The sequence below is a fragment of the Pseudooceanicola aquaeponti genome, from assembly GCF_050897975.1.
Lineage (GTDB): Bacteria > Pseudomonadota > Alphaproteobacteria > Rhodobacterales > Rhodobacteraceae > Pseudooceanicola.
The window spans coordinates 532,891-548,947 of sequence record NZ_JBPAXY010000001.1 but is presented as its reverse complement, the minus strand read 5'-3'; the positions used below and the strand labels follow the sequence as shown (position 1 = coordinate 548,947).

Sequence of the window (16,057 nt, the reverse complement as noted above, 5' to 3'; positions counted from 1 at the left end):
GTTTTCTACAGAGGACGCGCCTGTCGCGCAAGGGAGGGAGGTTTGCGGCGCAGGCGCGAGGGCAGGCCCCACCCGAGCCGTTGGGCTGCCGGGAAAGAGGGCCGACCGTCTGGATGTTGCGGCCAAATGCGGTCTGTTCTCGTTCCGCCTGGCAGGGTGGCGCATGGGCTAGGCGGGTCGCCCGCTCCGCGCCCGTCGTGGTCTGGTCCTGTCGCGGGAAGGTGTCCTGACCACCGCTCAGACGCTTGGGGCGTCAGGCCGCGATCGGGCGTTTCCATGCGCGTTCCCGGATCAGGGGCGGCACCCACATCAGCGCGATCACGTAGAGGCCGAGGAACGTGTTGATCCCTGCTCCGCTCGGCCCCCAGGTGCTGTCGTAGTAGCGCACTGCATAGATCAGCACGACATGCCAGGCATAGACATGCAGCGAATGCCGCCCGAGAAGGCAAAGCGCGGGCCGCGTGAAGAACCAGCGCAGACCGTTCGAGATCATGCGGACCGGGGCCAGCCGGTCCTGGCGCCCGGCGATTGCCAGCCAGCTGAACAGGACGGCGGCGGCGACGAAATTCGCCAGGTAGATCACGCTGAAATTCGAACGTTTGTCGAAGGGCCAGAACAGCTCCAGCATCTCCTTCGGCATCAGACCGTGCGCGGTGGCAAAGCGCAGCGGCGCGAAGAGCAGCATGACCAGGAGGGCGCAGAAGGCCAGGCCGCGGGTCTTCGGGCCGAAGACGGTGTCCCAGGTGATGCGGCCGCTGGCCCAGAGGGCGCCCAGGATGACCCCGGCGATGAAAAGGATCTGCCAGCCCATGGGATCGAAGGCCATGCGCAACCCCTGGGTATCCGAGGCCTTCAGCGCCTCGTTCAGTGGCCTCGACCAGATCCGCGCTACCTCCAGCTGGCAGGCGATCCAGCTGAGCGCCGACAGGCCTGCCGCCAGCTTCCAGCGGCCCTCGACGGCCCAGCGGATGACCACGATCGAGGCACCCATGAAGAAGATATACATGGGCAGGATGTCCATGAAGGTGGGCTGGAAGGTCAGCGTCAGGATCCCGAAGATCCGCTTCGGATCGCCGATCGGCGCGGTGCCCAGCCAGTTGCGCCAGGCCAGATAGCCCCCGGGGGCCAGATCCCGGGCCAGCAGGGCCAGGAAGATCAGCCCGACCGTCCAGAGCCAGAGTTCCGCCATTCTGGACAGGATGGACCTGCGCATTGCCGCGCGACCGTGGCGCAGCAGGCGCCGTCCCTGGATCAGACCGACCATGAGACCCGACAGAAAGACGAAGCCCTGCGCGCTTTCGACGAACATCAACTGGCGGAAATGCACCTGCGTAAGCCAGACACCGCCCTGCAGGACGAGGTGGGAAAGGGCCATGGTCAGCAGGAAGAACCCCCGCATCCCGTCAAGAAAGTCGAGACGTTTCATGTCACTTGTCCTGGCAATGCCGCCTGCCCCCGGCAGAGGAAGGCGGGCTGTCGGCTGGGTAGATGGGCGCGGCGTCTCGGGGTCATGGCGACGGGGCACGGGTTGGTCGAAGCGGGAACGGTTGAACTTAGTGCTTTAGATGGGGCGGGTCTAGCGTTCCCCTCGCCGCGGGCAGGCGTCGGGGCCGGTGCTGCGCGGGATGTCGCGCGCGGCCTTGTGTCGTGTTTCGCTGCGATGGGTGGCCCGGGCGGGGCGGCGGTCCGGCGAAGGGTCGAAACGCGGGCTTGCCCTAGCGCCCTTGCAGGCCTGCCTGACCGCACGGCCTGGGCGCAGGCGGGCCCATCGGGCGGTGCCGGGGGCTTAGCGGGAAGGCAGGTGCAGCACCTCTTCGAGGAGGCCGCAGTAGAGATCCACCACACCCGGGATCAGCGCGTCGGGGAAGTCGTAGTCGGGATTGTGCAACTGCGGATGCCCCTCGCCCGCGCCGATATACAGCAGGGCCGCCTGGGCGCCGTCATCGCCGAAACGGCCGAAATCCTCGGACCAGCGCAGGGGCAACGCCATTTCGTTGATCCGCAGGCCAAGGTCCGTGGCCACGCGGCGGGCCATGTCGGTGGCCCCGGCGTCGTTCACCACGGCGCGGAAAACGTCGTGCCAGGTGATCTCGACCCGCAGGCCCTGGGCATGGCGGCGCACAAGGGCCTCGGCCTCAGCGATCATCGCCTCCATCCGGGCGTTGGTCATCGAGCGCAGGGTGACGCGCAGCTCGCCCTCGGCAGGGGCGATGCCGAAGGTCGGCTCGCCCAGCCGGGCATGGGTCAGCGTCGCGAGCGAGAAATCCTCGTCGCCGATGCGGCCCTGGCCAAGCTGGGACAGGGCGGTCATCAGCGTGGCCATCGCGGCGGCGGGGGAAAGCCCGTCCTCGGGCGCGGCGGCATGAGAGCTTTTGCCCTCCAGCAGAACCTGCATACCCCGCGAGGCGCAATTGCCGGGGCCGGGGCGCAGGCCGATCTCGCCCAGGGGGCGGCCGGGCAGGTTGTGATAGGCAAAGGCGACGTCGGGCCGCAGCTCGGGCCAGCGCGGATCCTCGATCACCGCCTGGGCCCCGGCGCCGGTTTCCTCGGCGGGCTGGAACAGCAGGATCACGCGGCCACGCGCGGGCCGCTGGCGCAAGACACGGGCGACGCCCAGCAGGCAGACCATATGCCCGTCATGTCCGCACAGGTGCCCCTTGCCCGGGATCTCGGACCTGTAGGGATGGTCGGAAATCTCCCGGATCGGCAGCCCGTCCAGTTCGCAGCGCAGCAGAACGGTCGGCCCCGGCGCCTGGCCAGTGAACTCGGCCGCCACGCCATGGCCGCCCAGGCCCTGCCAGATGCGGTCGGCGCCCAGGGCCTGCAATTCCTGCGCAATGCGGGCTGCGGTCTCGCGCTCTTGGCCCGAGATCTCGGGGCGCCGGTGCAGCGCGTGGCGCAGCGCAGTCAACTCAGTCAGCTCAGACGCGGATAACAGGCCCATGTGCCCTTCCTTCAGAAGACCTCGATCAAACCGGCGGCCCCCTGGCCGCCGCCGACGCACATCGACACCACGCCCCACCTGGCCCCGCGCCTGCGCCCTTCCAGCAGGATATGCCCTGCCATACGCGCGCCGCTCATGCCATAGGGATGACCGATGGAAATCGCGCCGCCGTTGACGTTCAGCCGCTCGTCGGGGATGCCCAGCCGGTCGCGGCAGTACAGAAGCTGGGCGGCGAAGGCCTCGTTGATCTCCCACAGGTCGATGTCGTCTTGCGACAGCCCGGCGCGGTCCAGCAGGCGCGGGATGGCCTTCACCGGGCCGATGCCCATCTCTTCGGGGGCGACACCGGCCACGGCAAAGCCGCGCAGCGCGCCCAGGGGGGCAAGCCCGCGCCGGGCGGCCTCTGCGGCCTCCATCACCACCAGGGCGGCGGCGCCATCGGACAGCTGGCTGGCATTGCCTGCGGTGACGGTCTTGCCCGGGCCGCGCACCGCGCCCAGGCTGGCCAGGGCCTCGGGGGTCGTGCCGGGGCGGTTGCATTCGTCCTGCGCCAGGGTCACCGGCGCGTCGTGGCTGTCACCGCTGGCCTTGTCGGTCACCCGCTTGACCGCGCTGACCGGCACGATCTCTTCGGCAAAGAGCCCAGCCTCTTGCGCGCGCGCGGTGCGGGCCTGGCTTTGCAGCGCATAGGCGTCCTGCGCGGCGCGCGAGATGCCATAGCGTTCCGCCACCACCTCGGCGGTGTCGAGCATGGCCATGTAATAGCCCTCGGCCACGGTCGGATCGCGATAGCGGAAGCCGTTCCACTGCTCGTTCTGCACCAGCGAGATGCTGTCCAGCCCGCCGGCCAGGGCCACATCGACCCCCTCGCAACGCACCATATGCGAGGCGATGGCCAGGGCGTTCAGCCCCGAGGCGCATTGCCGGTCGACGGTGGCCCCGGCGGTGCTGTCGGCCAACCCGGCGGCCAGGGCGATGTGACGCGCCACGTTCACCCCCGCCGTGCCCTGGGTCAGGGCAGAGCCGAAGACCGTCTCTTCGACCTCGGCCCCCGTCAGCCCGGCGCGCGCCAGGGCGGCCTTCACCGCCGGGGCGGCGAGGCTCGGCGCCTCTAGGTTGTTGAAGGCACCGCGATAGGCCTTGCCGATCGGCGTGCGGGCGGTGGAGACGATGACGGCATCGCGCAGGGGTCGCATGGGGAGGTTCCTTAACGGGGTTCGACACCGCACCAATCGGCGATGAACAGGGCGGTGGCCTTGGTGACGCGGCGCATACTTTCCAGCTCGACGCGTTCGTTGAAGCCGTGGATCGCCTCGGCGCGCGGCCCATAGACCAGCGCCGGGGTGTCGGCATAAAGCCCGAAGAAGCGGGCATCGGTGGTGGCGGTGATCGCCTGGCGTTCCAGGGCCGCGCCGGTGGCGGTGCGATGCGCCGTGTCCAGCGCGTCGATGGCGCGGGCGGCCCGGGCCGAGCTGTCCTGGGACAGGGCGTAACCCTCGGCGTGGAAGCCGTGATAGACGATCTCGGGCAGCGAATTGCGCAGGAAGGCGTTGTCGCGGGCGGCATCCAGGATGACCGCTTCGATCTCGGCCTTGGCGGCGTCGATGGACTGGCCGGGGAAGAGGCCCATGCGGACGTCGAAGACGCACCAGGCGGGGACAGAGCTGGTCCAGTCGCCGCCCTGGATCTTGCCGATGTTCAGGTTCAGCGCATGGTCCATATGGGCGTAATCGGTGGTGCGCCGGTCGGGGGCGTTCCAGCGGTGCTCCATCTCGTGCAGCGCCTGCATCAACGGGATCGCCGCCTCGATGGCGTTCGAGCCGGTCCCGGCATAGGCCACATGGGTGGGCAGGCCCTTCAGGTGGACCTGGAACCACAGCACCCCCAGTTGCGCCGTGACCAGGGTTTCGGAAAAGGGTTCGGGGATCAGCGCCGCATCGGCGGTATAGCCGCGCGCCAGACAGGCCAGCGCGCCGTTGCCGGTGCATTCCTCCTCGACCACGGATTGAAAATGGACATCCCCCGCAGGCGCCAGCCCGCAGGCCGCCAGCGCGTCCAGCGCAAAGAGGTTCGAGGCCAGCCCGGCCTTCATGTCACCGCCGCCGCGCCCGTAAAGCCAGCCATCCTCGACGCGCGGCTGATAGGGCGGGCTGTCCCACATTTCCAGCGGCCCTTCTGGCACCACGTCGATATGCCCGTTGAGGATCAGCGACCGGCCCTGTTGCGTCCGCGCGCGCCGGGTGCCCACCACGTTGACCGCGTCGTCATAGGGGCCCAGCACCGGCGAGAAGCCCGGCAGGTGCTGGATCTCGGCCACGTCGATCTGCCAGCGATCCACATCGAGGCCCCGGGCGGTCAGCTCGCGGGCCATGAAATCCTGCGCCGACTGCTCGTTGCCCCGGGTCGAGGGGTGGGCGGTCAGCTCGGACAGGAAGGCGACCTGAGCGTCAAAGGCCGCGTCAACGGCCTCGCACAGGCGAGAGGACAAATCGTCTTTCATCTTGATCTCGTCAGAAGCTGGGAACGGGGGGCTGGGGGATGTGCAGCGGGGCGCCGGTGGCGGCGGCGACCTCGGGCGGGGTCAGGCCCTCGGCGATCTCGACCAGCGCGAAGCCCTGCGGGCCGATGTCGATCACCGCCATGTCGGTGAAGACGCGGGCCACGCAGCCGCGCGCGGTCAGCGGCAGGGTGCAGTCCGCCTTCAGCTTGGGATTGCCCGCGCGGTCGGTATGGGTGGTCAGCACCACCACCCGCCGCGCCTTCTGGGCCAGTTCGATCCCGCCGCCCACCCCGGGGCTGAACTTGCCGGGGATCTTCCAGTTGGCCAGATCGCCATTGGCCGCCACCTCGAAGGCGCCCAGCATGGTCAGGTCCAGCCGCCCGGCGCGCACCATGGCGAAGCTGGTGACGCTGTCGAAAAAGGCGGTGCCCGGCACGGTCGAGACATAGGCGCCGCCCGCGTCGATCAGGTTGCGGTCGGCGCGCTCGGGCGGCAGGGTCGGGCCGATGCCCGCCATGCCGTTTTCCGTGTGCAGGCAGACCTCAAGGTCGGCGGGCACATGGTTGATCACCCTGGTCGGCAGGCCGATCCCAAGGTTGACGACCATGCCCGGGGCGATCTCGCGCGCGGCGCGGGCGATCATGCGGTCTTTAGCGTCGGACAACGGCATACTCCTGCGTCAGGGTTTCCAGCGCCACCACGTGATCGACAAAGACCCCGGGGGTGTGGACCGCATCGGCGGCCAGGCCGCCGCAGGGCACCACGGTTTCGGCCTCGACGATGACGCAGCGGGCGGCGCTGGCCATGACCGGGTTGAAATTGCGCGCGGTGGCGCAATAGGCGAGGTTGCCGAAGGGATCGGCGCGGTCCGCGTGGATCAGCGCCACATCGGCGCGCAGGGCGGTTTCCACCAGATGCGGCTTGCCCGCGACCTCGACGATCTGCTTGCCCCGGGCCAGTTCGGTGCCGATGCCCACGTCGCTCAGCACCCCGGCAATCCCGGCCCCGCCCGCGCGGATGCGTTCGGCCAGGATGCCCTGGGCGGTGAACTCGACCTCGATCTCGCCCGCGTTCATCAGGCCGATCGCATGGGCGTTCAGCCCCAGGTGGGTGGTGATCAGCCGCGCCACCTGACCGCTGTGCAGCAGGTGGTCGATGCCCATGCCGGGCTCGTTGGCGTCGTTCTTGATCACGGTCAGGTCGCGCGCGCCATGGGCCACCAGGGCATGGATCAGCGACATCGGCGTGCCCGGCACGCCAAAGCCGCCGACCATCACCGTGTCGCCATCCCGGATCCGGGCAATGGCACCTTCCATGGTGCAGGTCTTGTCGGGCAGTTTCATGCCATGGCCCCGACCGCCAGGCCCGCCTGCTGGGCGAAGGCATCCAGGGCATCGCGCAGCAGGGTCATCATCTCTTGGATCTGCGCCTCGGTGATGATCAGCGGCGGCGCCAGCAGGAAGTGATCGCCCGAGGTGCCGCCCCGGGTACGGCGCGAATAGATGATCAGCCCGCGTTCGTAGGCCAGTTCCACCAGCTTGTCATAGGCGTTCAGCTTCGGATCCAGCGGCTCCATCGTGGTGCGGTCCGAGACGAACTCGAAGGCCGTCAGCAGGCCCTTGCCGCGCACGTCGCCGATGAAGGGATAGTCGTCCATCAGGGCGCGCAGTTCCGCCATCAGCACCTCGCCCATGCGGGCGGCGTTCTCGACCAGGCCCTGGTCTTCCATCTCTTCCAGCACGGCCAACCCTGCGGCACAGGCCAGCGGATTGCCCGCATAGGTGAACCCGTGCAGGAAGCCGCCTGCGTCCAGCACCGGATCGACCAGGCGCCGGCCCGCGATGATCGCGCCCAGGGGCGCATAGCCCGCGCCAAAACCCTTGGACATGGCGACGATATCGGGGGTGATCCCCCAGTGTTCGGCGGCCAGGAACCGACCCGTGCGCCCGGCGCCGGTCATCACCTCGTCATAGATCAGCAGCACGCCGAATTCGTCGCAGATCTCGCGCACCCGGCCGTAATAACTGTCGGGGGCGACCAGCGCCCCGGTCGAGGCCCCGCCCACGGGCTCCATGACGAAGGCCAGCACGCTGTCGGGGCCATCTTCCAGGATGCGGTCGCGCAGCAGCTCGGCATATTTCAGGCCGCGCGCCTCTTCGGTCAGGTTGTCGCGGTCCAGATAGGTGGCGGGGGCGGCGACCTTGGGCATTCCGGCCATCATCGGCGCGAAGGGTTCGCGCAGCGGATCATAGCCGGTCAGGTCCAGCGCCCCGAAGGTGCAACCGTGATAGGAGGGAAAGCGCGAGATCACCTTGTAGCGGCTGCCCTGGCCCTGGGTCAGCGCATATTGGCGGGCCAGTTTCACCGCGCTTTCCACCGCCTCGGAGCCGCCCGAGACGAAGAACACGCGATCCAGCCCCTCGGGTGTCATGGCCACGGTCTTGGCGGCCAGATCTTCCGAGGGATGGGTGCGGAAATGCAGGCGATAGCCGAAGGTCGCCTTGTCCATCTGCGCCTTCATCTTGGCCAGCACGCGCGGGTTGGAATGGCCGATATTCGACACCATCGCGCCGCTGGATCCGTCGATATAGCGCTTGCCCGCCTCATCGAACAGATAGATCCCCTCGCCACGGTCCAGGAAGGGACGCGGGTTGCGGGTTTGGTAGAAAAGGAACGAATCGTCGCTCACGCTGCACCTTCCAGATGTTTGCGCAGGAAGGCACGGGTGCGTTCCTGGGTCGGGGTCTTGAACAGAACTTCGGGCGGGCCTTCCTCGACGACGACGCCGCGATCCATGAACAGCACGCGGTCGCAGACCGAGGCCGCGAAATCCATTTCGTGGGTGACGATGATCATCGTCATATGCTCCTCGGCCAGGGCCTTCATGACCTGGTTGACCTCTTCGACCAGTTCGGGGTCCAGGGCCGAGGTCGCCTCGTCGAAGAGCATCAGCTTGGGTTTCATCGCCAGGGCGCGGGCAATGGCCACGCGCTGTTTCTGGCCGCCGGACAGCTGCGAGGGGTAATAGTCGATCCGTTCGAGCATCCCGACCTTGTCGAGCTGCTCTTCCGCCAGGGTGTCGGCCTCGGCCTTCGAGATGCCCTTCAGCAGCATCGGCGCCATGGTGACGTTTTCGCGGGCGGTCATATGGGGGAACAGGTTGAAGTGCTGGAACACCATGCCGACCTGCTGGCGCATGGCGTTGATATGCGCCTCGTACTTGCGGTGCGGCAGCTTCTTGTTGACCTGCGTGCCATCCAGCCAGACCTCGCCGCCTGTCAGCGGATCAAGATCGTTGATCGCCCGCAGCAGGGTCGACTTGCCGGACCCGGAGGAGCCGATGATGCCGACGATCTGGCCGCGCTCGACGGTCAGGCTGATGTCCTTCAGGACCTCCAGCGAGCCATAGGATTTCTGCGCGTGGCGGATTTCGACGAAATGGGTTGGATCACTCATGATGCGCCTCCCGGGATCAGCGCGAAACGGAGATGCGGCGCTCGATCTTGCGCTGCACCCATTCCATGCAAAGGTTGATGACGTAGTAGAAGGCCGCCGCGACGATGTAGAATTCGAAGGGGCGATAGGTCTTGCCGATGACGCGCTGCGCCGACAGGGTCAGCTCGCTGACGCCGATGACCGAGACCAGGGCGCTGTCCTTCAGCAGGGCGATCATGTTGTTGCCGATCGGCGGGATCACGTCGCGCACGGCCTGGGGCACGACCACCTTGCGCAGGGCCTGCCCCCGGCTCAGGCCCAGGGTGCGCGCGGCCTCCATCTGGCCCTTGTCGACGGCCAGGATGGCGGTCTGGATCAGTTCGGAATTGTAGACCGCGAAGTGCAGGCCCAGGCCGATGATCCCGGCGACGAAGGCGGGCAGGTCGATGCCGATCTGCACCAGGCCGAAGTATATCAGGAACAGCTGCAACAGCAGCGGCGTGCCCATGAACACCCATTCCACCAGCCGGAAGGGCAGGCGGATGATCCAGGGCGCGTAAAGCGCGATCACCGCGAAGATGACGCCCCCGATAAAGCTGAGGACGGCGGCGCCAAGGGTGATGCCGATGGTCCAGGCCACCCCCAGCAGGATGATGTCCAGGTATTTGGGGACAATGGAAAAATCGAGACCCATCTTCGTTGCCTTTCGCGATCAGTTGATCCGCACCTTGCGATCCAGCCAGGCGACGCCGCGTCCGGTGACGAAGATGATGATCATGTAGAGAACCCCCGCGAGCAGGAACATTTCGAAGGGTTTGTAGGTCGAGCCGATATAGCGCTGTGCGGTGTAGGTCAGTTCGACCACCGAGATGGCCGCCACCAGCGCCGTGGCCTTGATCAGCATGTTCAGGTTCACCCCCAGCGGGCGCACCATCAGCCGCGCGGCCTGGGGCAGGATTACCTTGTAGGTGGCCTGCCAGCTGCTCATGCCCAGGGTGCGGGCGGCCTCGCGCTGGCCCTTGTCGATGGCAATGATCGCGCCGCGGATCGTCTCTGTCATATAGGCGCCCGCGTTGACGCCCAGGCCGATCACCCCGGCCTCGAAGGCGTCCAGCTGGATGCCGATCTGGGGGCCGCCGAAATAGAGGATGAACAGCTGGATCAGGGCGGGGGTGCCGCGAAACAGGCTGACATAGGCCGCGCCCAGAAACCGCAGAAGGACAAAGCGCGACAGGCGCGCCGCCGCGCCCAGGGTGCCGCAGATCAGCCCCAGGATCGCCGTCAGAACCGATAGCAATATGGTCACCCAGGCCGCCTCCAGGAAGAAGGGGTAGACCTTGAGCATCAGTTCGGTGTCCATGCGATGCGTCCTTCGGGCAGTAAGTGCGACGGCAGGGGACCCTGCGCCCCGGGGGGCACAGGGCGCCGTTGATCAGCGGATGTCGGCGCCGATCCATTCCTCGGCGATGGCAAGATAGGTGCCGTCTTCCATCATCGAATCCAGCGCCGCCTGCATGGCCGCGGCCAGCTCGGGGTTGCCTTCGCGAATGGCGATGCCCGCGCCGAAGGGTTCGGTGGTCGGGTCGCCGAACATCTCGAACTCTTGCCCCTTCTCGCCCATGGCAAGGATCGCGGCGATGGAGTCGTTCACGATGGCATCCACGCGACCGTTCTCCAGCTCCAGCAGAAGCTCGGGCAGGCCCTTGTAGGTGTTGATGTCGTAACCCTTCTCGCGGGCCCAGTCCTCGTGGGTCTCGCCCAGGGTCAGGCCAACCTTCTTGCCGTCCAGATCCTCCAGCGAGGCGATGCCCGAACCGGGCTGGGTGAAGATGGCCCGCTTGTCGGAATAGTAGGGGCCGACGAAATCGACGACTTCGTCGCGCTCTTCGGTGATGGTCATCGAGCCGACGATGGCGTCATACTTGTTGGCCAGCAGGCCGCCGATGATGCCGTCCCAGGCGGTGGTGACGATCTCGGCTTCCAGGCCCATGCGCTTGGCAATCTCGGTGCCGATGGCCGGGTCGAAGCCCACGACCTCGTTCTGGTCGTTGACGAAGTTGAACGGAGGATAGGCGCCGGACATGGCGATGCGGATCACGCCTTTTTCCTTCAGCGTGTCCAGTTCCTCGGCGGCGGCCATGTTCAGACCCAGCACCGAAAGGCCCAGGGCCGCGACGGTGGAGGTTAGAAAAGTACGGCGAATTGTCATGTCTTGTCTCCTGTTGGTCATTTCTGGGAGCGCGTCCGGGAAATTCTTGGCGATACCGTGCCGCTCGGCGAAAAGGCTTGCATGTAACATTTGCATTGCGCAAATAAATATACCCTACCTTAATTATAGATCTGATCTATGCTCCTGCCCAAGCAACAGCGCTTTCCCTGGAATCTGGACTGGAACCTGCTGCGCACCTTCATGGTGATCGTCGAGCAGCGCGGTATTTCAAAGGCCGCAGACCAACTGGGGCTGAAGCAGCCCACGGTGTCGGCCGCCCTGAAGCGGCTTGAAACCTCGGCGGGTCAGCAGCTGATCATCCGCAAGCCGAATGAGTTCGGCGTCACCCGCGCGGGCCAGGCGCTCTATCGCGAATGTGCCCGAATTTTCGGCACGATCGCGCAGCTGCCCTCGTTGATGGCCGCCGAGGAAACCGACCTGCGGGGGCATATCTCGATCGCCACGACCAGTTCGGTGATGTCGGTGCATTTCGACGACATCCTCAGCCGCTTTTCGCAGGCGCATCCGCACACCACCTTTTCCTTCAGCGTCGAGGAAAGCCAGGACGTGGTGACGACGATTTCCCAAAACCGCGCCAGCCTGGGCATCTGCCTGCTGACGAAGCAGCCCGAAAGCCTTCAGACCACCCTGCTGTACCGGGAATACTTCGGTCTCTACTGCGGCGCCCGCCATCCCCTGTTCCACGCCGAGACGATCGAGCCCGACGACATCAAGGGCGAACCCTTCGTCGCCTTCCACACCGAGGCCGAGGGCGGCCCGCTAGAGGCCGTCTCGCGGCTGCGGGCGCGGGCGGGTCTGGCCAACAGCTGGCGCGGGGTGTCGTCGAACCTGACCGAGATCCGCCGCATGATCATGGCCAATCTGGGGGTCGGGGCCTTGCCTTTGCACGTCGCCGAACGGGACGAGATCGCCGGCAATATCCGCCAGCTGCCGCCCTATGACGCCCTGCCGCTGGTGTCGATCCACCTGGTGACCAACCCCGCACGGCAGCAGTCCAGCGCCGAGGCCGCCTTTCTGACCGCCTGCCGGGCCGAGCTGGCCCAGATCAGCATCGAGGACCGGACCTATGCAGGCCGGGCGGGCCCGTCGCAGCCCCCGGCGGCGCGCGGCTGAGGCCCCGGGGCGCAACGGGCGCCCGCCCAAGGTCCCAGGGGCTTGCTATTGGGCCGAGCGCGCCAGCATCCCGAACAGATCGCGCGGATCGTCCGGGTCGGCCAGCATGTCCAGATCGACGGCAAATTCGGTGCCCCTGATCTTGTCGCGGACATAGCGCAGGGCCGAGAAATCCTCGGTGGCGAAACCGACGCTGTCGAAGAGGGTCAGCTGACGGTCATCGCGGCGGCCCGGGGCCTCGCCGCGCATCACCTGCCACAGCTCGGTCACCGGGTGATCGGGGGGCAGCGCCTGGATCTCGCCCTCGATGCGCGTCTGTTCGGGATATTCGACAAAGATGTCGGACCGCAGCAGGATGTCGCGGTGCAGCTCGGTCTTGCCGGGGCAGTCGCCGCCGATGGCGTTGATGTGCTGGCCGCTTCCCACCATGTTGTCGGTCAGGATCGTCGCATATTGCTTGTCGGCGGTGCAGGTGGTGAGGATCTGCGCCCCGGTCACCGCCTCTTCGCCGCTGGTACAGGCCACCACGTCGAACCCCTGCGCCGTCAGGTTGCGCGCGGCCTTTTCGGTGGCGGCGGGGTCGATGTCGTAAAGGCGCAGGCGCCCGATGCCGCAGAGGGCGCGAAAGGCCATGGCCTGGAACTCGCACTGGGCGCCATTGCCGATCATCGCCATGACCTCTGCCCCCTTGGGCGCCAGATAGCGCCCGACCAGCGCCGAGGTGGCGGCGGTGCGCAGCGCGGTCAGCACCGTCATCTCGCTGAGCAGGACGGGATAGCCCGTCTCGACCTCGGACAGGACGCCGAAGGCGGTCACCGTCTGGTGGCCCGTGCGGGTGTTCTTCGGGTGGCCGTTGACATATTTGAACCCGTAAAGGGCGTTGTCGGCGGTCGGCATCAGCTCGATCACCCCGTCGGGGACATGGGCCGCCACGCGCGGGGTCTTGTCGAACTCGGGCCAGCGCTTGAAGTCTTCCTCGATATAGCCTGCCAGTTCGGTCAGGAAGGGTTCGATGCCGACGTGATGCACCAGGCGCATCATGTTCTCGACAGAGACGAAGGGCACATAGGCCAGCTGCGAAGGGGCGATTGCCATTATCCAAAACTCCGGGTTGGGCGGTCCAGAACGCGGCGGCCAAACAGGCTTGCGGTCAGGTCGCACAGCAGTTTCGCGCTGCGGCCGCGTTCGTCGAGGAAGGGGTTCAGCTCGACCAGGTCGAGCGAGGTCACAAGGCCGCTGTCGCAGAGGGTTTCCATGATCAGATGCGCCTCGCGGAAGGTGGCGCCGCCGGGGACGGTAGTGCCGACCGCGGGCGCGATGGCGGGGTCAAGGAAATCCACGTCGAAAGAGACGTGCAGCATCCCGTCCGCCTGGGCCAGACGCGACAGGAAGGTACGCAGCGGGGCCAGCACGCCGGTCTCGTCCAGGGCGCGCATGTCCTGCACCTCGATCCCCAGCCGGGCGATGACCGCCTGTTCGGCCTCATCCACCGAGCGGATGCCCATCATGCAGATGTTCTCGGGGCGCAGGGGGTGGGCACAGGGCGGATAGGCGTCGCAGCCGGGCAGGCCCAGGGCATAGGCCATGGGGGTGCCGTGCAGGTGGCCGCTGGTCGTCGTCTCCAGCGTGTGCAGATCCGGGTGCGCATCCAGCCACAGAACGAAAAGCGGGCGGCCCGCCTCGGCGGCCCGTTGGGCCATCGCTGGAAGGGTCGCCGCGGCCATGGAATGGTCGCCGCCGAGGAAGACCGGCACGTCGGCCTGGCGCCCGGCCTCATAGGCGGCGCGGGTCAGTTCGGCGATCCAGGCGCGGGTTTCCGCCAGATGGTGCAGCGCGGGGTTGGCATGGGCCAGCGGGGTCTGGGCCGGGATCGCCACATCGCCCATATCCGTGACCTGCCAGCCAAGGCGCGCGATCTCTTCGCCCAGGCCCGCCGTCCGAAGGCTGGCCGGGCCCATGAGGCAACCGCGCTGCGAGGCGCCGGTTTCGATCGGGGCGCCGAGAAGGGCACAGGTTTTCGTCATCGGCTTGTCTTTGTGTTGGGGTGGGGTGCCCCGAAGATGCGGCAGGAAAACGGCGTTTTTGACTGAGAAGATGGACAATTGGAAATTGATTTTGGTCAATTTGCGCAGCAGTATGGTCAATATGGACGATACCGATCCGCCAAGGCCTTCGAGCAGCCAAAGCCTTTCGCCCCGCGACAGCGCCCTGATCGCGGCGCTGCGGGACGATGCCCGGATGTCGGTCACCGAACTGGCGCAGGTCACCGGCCTGTCGCGCACCACGGTAAAGACACGGCTGGACGCCCTGCGCCGCAGCGGGCGCATTCGTCGCTTCACCATTGAAACCGACGTCGATGTCGAGGGCGAGGTGCGCGCCATCACGATGATCGAACTTCAGGGGCGCATGTCGCGGCAGGTCATTCACACCCTGTCGCGGATTGCGGGGGTGACCACGGTCTGGTCGACCAGCGGTGCCTGGGATCTGGTGGTGGACATCCGCACCGACAGCCTGGTCAGCTTTGACCAGATCCTGCGCGAGATCCGCGAGGTGCCCGGCGTGGTGAACTCGCAAAGCAGCCTGCTGTTGGCCCACGCCGCCCGATAGGGCGCCGCAGGCCCTGCCGGTCGCGGGCGGCACCCGCCGGGCATGGGGCGATTTCGCGTGCGCGCCGGGCTGTCTTGACCTGCCGAGACGCGGAAATCTCTGTCTGTCGGAGGATCAGGCAAGGATTGCGCCGGAATGTTCTATCTGCTCCGCTCCTTGCCGGACTATCTGGTCGTCAACGCCGGCCGGTGTGTCGGCAAGACAATTCGAAAGGAAAGCAGATGGAACTGACGCAGGAGTGGGACAAGACCTTCGCCAAAAGCGACAAGGTCGATCACCGCAAGGTCACCTTCACCAACCGCTACGGCATTCCGCTGGCGGGCGATCTTTACACCCCCAAGGGCGAGGGCCCCTTCGCCGCCATCGCCGTCAGCGGCCCCTTTGGCGCGGTCAAAGAGCAATCCTCGGGCCTGCACGCCCAGACCCTGGCCGAACGCGGCTTCGTCACCCTGGCCTTCGACGCCTCCTATACCGGGGAATCCGGTGGTGAGCCGCGCAACCTGGCCTCGCCCGAAATCAACACCGAGGATTTCAGCGCCGCGGTTGATTTCCTGGGCCTGCTGGACAATGTCGACCGTGAACGGATCGGCATCCTGGGCATCTGCGGTTTCGGCGGCATGGGCCTGAACGCGGCGGCTGCCGACACCCGGATCAAGGCCGTGGCAGCGACCACGATGTACGACATCAGCCGGATGATGTCGCAGGGCTACTTCGACAGCACCTCGAAAGAGCAGCGCATCGAGGCCCGCAAGGGTCTGAACGCACAGCGCTGGGCCGATGCCGAAGCGGGCACCCCCTCCTACAGCCCGACCGCGCTGCAGAACCTGCCGGAAGACGCCCCGCTTTTCGTCAAGCAGTACGCGGCCTACTACACCGATGAAAACCGCGGCTTCCACGCCCGTTCGGTCAACTCGAACGCCTCCTGGACCAACACCACGCCGCTGTCCTTCATGAACATGCCGCTCTTGACCTACATCGACGAGATCGCCCCGCGGCCCGTCCTGCTGGTGCACGGGTCCGAGGCGCATTCGCGCTACTTCAGCGAAACCGCCTTTGAGAACGCGGCCGAGCCGAAGGAGCTGTATATCGTCGAGGGCGCGACCCATACCGACCTTTACGATCAGCTGGGCAAGATCCCCTTCGACAAGTTCACCAGCTTCTTTACCGAGAACCTGTGATAGACGGGTGGGGCCGCTTTCGGGTGGCCCTGCCGACCCATTGGACCCAG

The 16,057-nt window shown here is 66.8% G+C and carries 16 protein-coding genes; 3 read left to right on the top strand and 13 right to left on the bottom strand.

The features are described from left to right. Positions 1-253: 253 nt before the first annotated feature. The 11 genes from opgC to ACRARE_RS02600 form a co-directional block, all read right to left on the bottom strand. The gene (opgC, locus tag ACRARE_RS02650) at positions 254-1,426 is read right to left on the bottom strand and encodes an OpgC domain-containing protein (protein WP_432654860.1); all 1,173 of its coding nucleotides are present in this window, start codon (positions 1,424-1,426) and stop codon (positions 254-256) included. Between the two features lie 360 nt (positions 1,427-1,786). Next, positions 1,787-2,944, bottom strand: coding sequence for an amidohydrolase (locus ACRARE_RS02645; RefSeq protein ID WP_432654859.1), 1,158 nt, complete (start codon positions 2,942-2,944; stop codon positions 1,787-1,789). An 11-nt stretch (positions 2,945-2,955) separates the two neighbouring features. Next, complete coding sequence (locus ACRARE_RS02640) at positions 2,956-4,131, bottom strand: acetyl-CoA C-acyltransferase (RefSeq protein WP_432655053.1); 1,176 nt, start codon at positions 4,129-4,131, stop codon at positions 2,956-2,958. A gap of 20 nt (positions 4,132-4,151) precedes the next feature. Continuing rightward, the gene (locus tag ACRARE_RS02635) at positions 4,152-5,444 is read right to left on the bottom strand and encodes an ArgE/DapE family deacylase (RefSeq protein WP_432654858.1); all 1,293 of its coding nucleotides are present in this window, start codon (positions 5,442-5,444) and stop codon (positions 4,152-4,154) included. Positions 5,445-5,454: 10 nt separating this feature from the next. Next, complete coding sequence (locus ACRARE_RS02630; protein WP_432654857.1) at positions 5,455-6,108, bottom strand: 3-oxoacid CoA-transferase subunit B; 654 nt, start codon at positions 6,106-6,108, stop codon at positions 5,455-5,457. After that, the gene (locus ACRARE_RS02625) at positions 6,095-6,787 is read right to left on the bottom strand and encodes a CoA transferase subunit A (protein WP_432654856.1); all 693 of its coding nucleotides are present in this window, start codon (positions 6,785-6,787) and stop codon (positions 6,095-6,097) included. The genes ACRARE_RS02630 and ACRARE_RS02625 overlap by 14 nt, the downstream gene beginning before the upstream one ends. Continuing rightward, positions 6,784-8,133, bottom strand: coding sequence for an aminotransferase family protein (locus tag ACRARE_RS02620; RefSeq protein WP_432654855.1), 1,350 nt, complete (start codon positions 8,131-8,133; stop codon positions 6,784-6,786). Before ACRARE_RS02620 ends, ACRARE_RS02625 begins: the two co-directional genes overlap by 4 nt. After that, the gene (locus ACRARE_RS02615) at positions 8,130-8,900 is read right to left on the bottom strand and encodes an amino acid ABC transporter ATP-binding protein (RefSeq protein ID WP_432654854.1); all 771 of its coding nucleotides are present in this window, start codon (positions 8,898-8,900) and stop codon (positions 8,130-8,132) included. The genes ACRARE_RS02620 and ACRARE_RS02615 overlap by 4 nt, the downstream gene beginning before the upstream one ends. 16 nt (positions 8,901-8,916) lie before the next feature. After that, positions 8,917-9,573 carry an amino acid ABC transporter permease gene (locus ACRARE_RS02610; RefSeq protein ID WP_432654853.1) on the bottom strand — a complete coding sequence of 219 codons (657 nt, stop codon included), beginning with the start codon at positions 9,571-9,573 and terminating at the stop codon, positions 8,917-8,919. Positions 9,574-9,591: 18 nt separating this feature from the next. Next, the gene (locus ACRARE_RS02605; RefSeq protein ID WP_432654852.1) at positions 9,592-10,239 is read right to left on the bottom strand and encodes an amino acid ABC transporter permease; all 648 of its coding nucleotides are present in this window, start codon (positions 10,237-10,239) and stop codon (positions 9,592-9,594) included. 72 nt (positions 10,240-10,311) lie between these two features. After that, the gene (locus ACRARE_RS02600; RefSeq protein WP_432654851.1) at positions 10,312-11,088 is read right to left on the bottom strand and encodes a transporter substrate-binding domain-containing protein; all 777 of its coding nucleotides are present in this window, start codon (positions 11,086-11,088) and stop codon (positions 10,312-10,314) included. 138 nt (positions 11,089-11,226) lie between these two features. Between ACRARE_RS02600 and ACRARE_RS02595 the strand changes: the two genes are divergently transcribed. Next, a complete protein-coding gene (locus tag ACRARE_RS02595) occupies positions 11,227-12,222 on the top strand; it encodes a LysR family transcriptional regulator (protein WP_432654850.1) in 996 nt (331 codons plus the stop codon). A gap of 45 nt (positions 12,223-12,267) precedes the next feature. On the opposite strand, the gene ocd is transcribed toward ACRARE_RS02595, so the two are convergent. Together ocd and rocF are read right to left on the bottom strand one after the other, a co-directional pair. Then, positions 12,268-13,317, bottom strand: coding sequence for an ornithine cyclodeaminase (gene ocd / locus ACRARE_RS02590; RefSeq protein ID WP_432654849.1), 1,050 nt, complete (start codon positions 13,315-13,317; stop codon positions 12,268-12,270). Further along, positions 13,317-14,246 (bottom strand): arginase, encoded by a 930-nt coding sequence (gene rocF / locus ACRARE_RS02585; RefSeq protein ID WP_432654848.1) that lies wholly within the window; start codon positions 14,244-14,246, stop codon positions 13,317-13,319. Before rocF ends, ocd begins: the two co-directional genes overlap by 1 nt. A 121-nt stretch (positions 14,247-14,367) precedes the next feature. Between rocF and ACRARE_RS02580 the strand changes: the two genes are divergently transcribed. Both ACRARE_RS02580 and ACRARE_RS02575 read left to right on the top strand, forming a co-directional pair. Further along, positions 14,368-14,829 (top strand): Lrp/AsnC family transcriptional regulator, encoded by a 462-nt coding sequence (locus tag ACRARE_RS02580; protein ID WP_432654847.1) that lies wholly within the window; start codon positions 14,368-14,370, stop codon positions 14,827-14,829. A 221-nt stretch (positions 14,830-15,050) separates the two neighbouring features. Then, positions 15,051-16,007: an alpha/beta hydrolase gene (locus tag ACRARE_RS02575; RefSeq protein WP_432654846.1), complete on the top strand. Its 957-nt coding sequence runs from the start codon at positions 15,051-15,053 to the stop codon at positions 16,005-16,007. Positions 16,008-16,057: the final 50 nt, after the last annotated feature.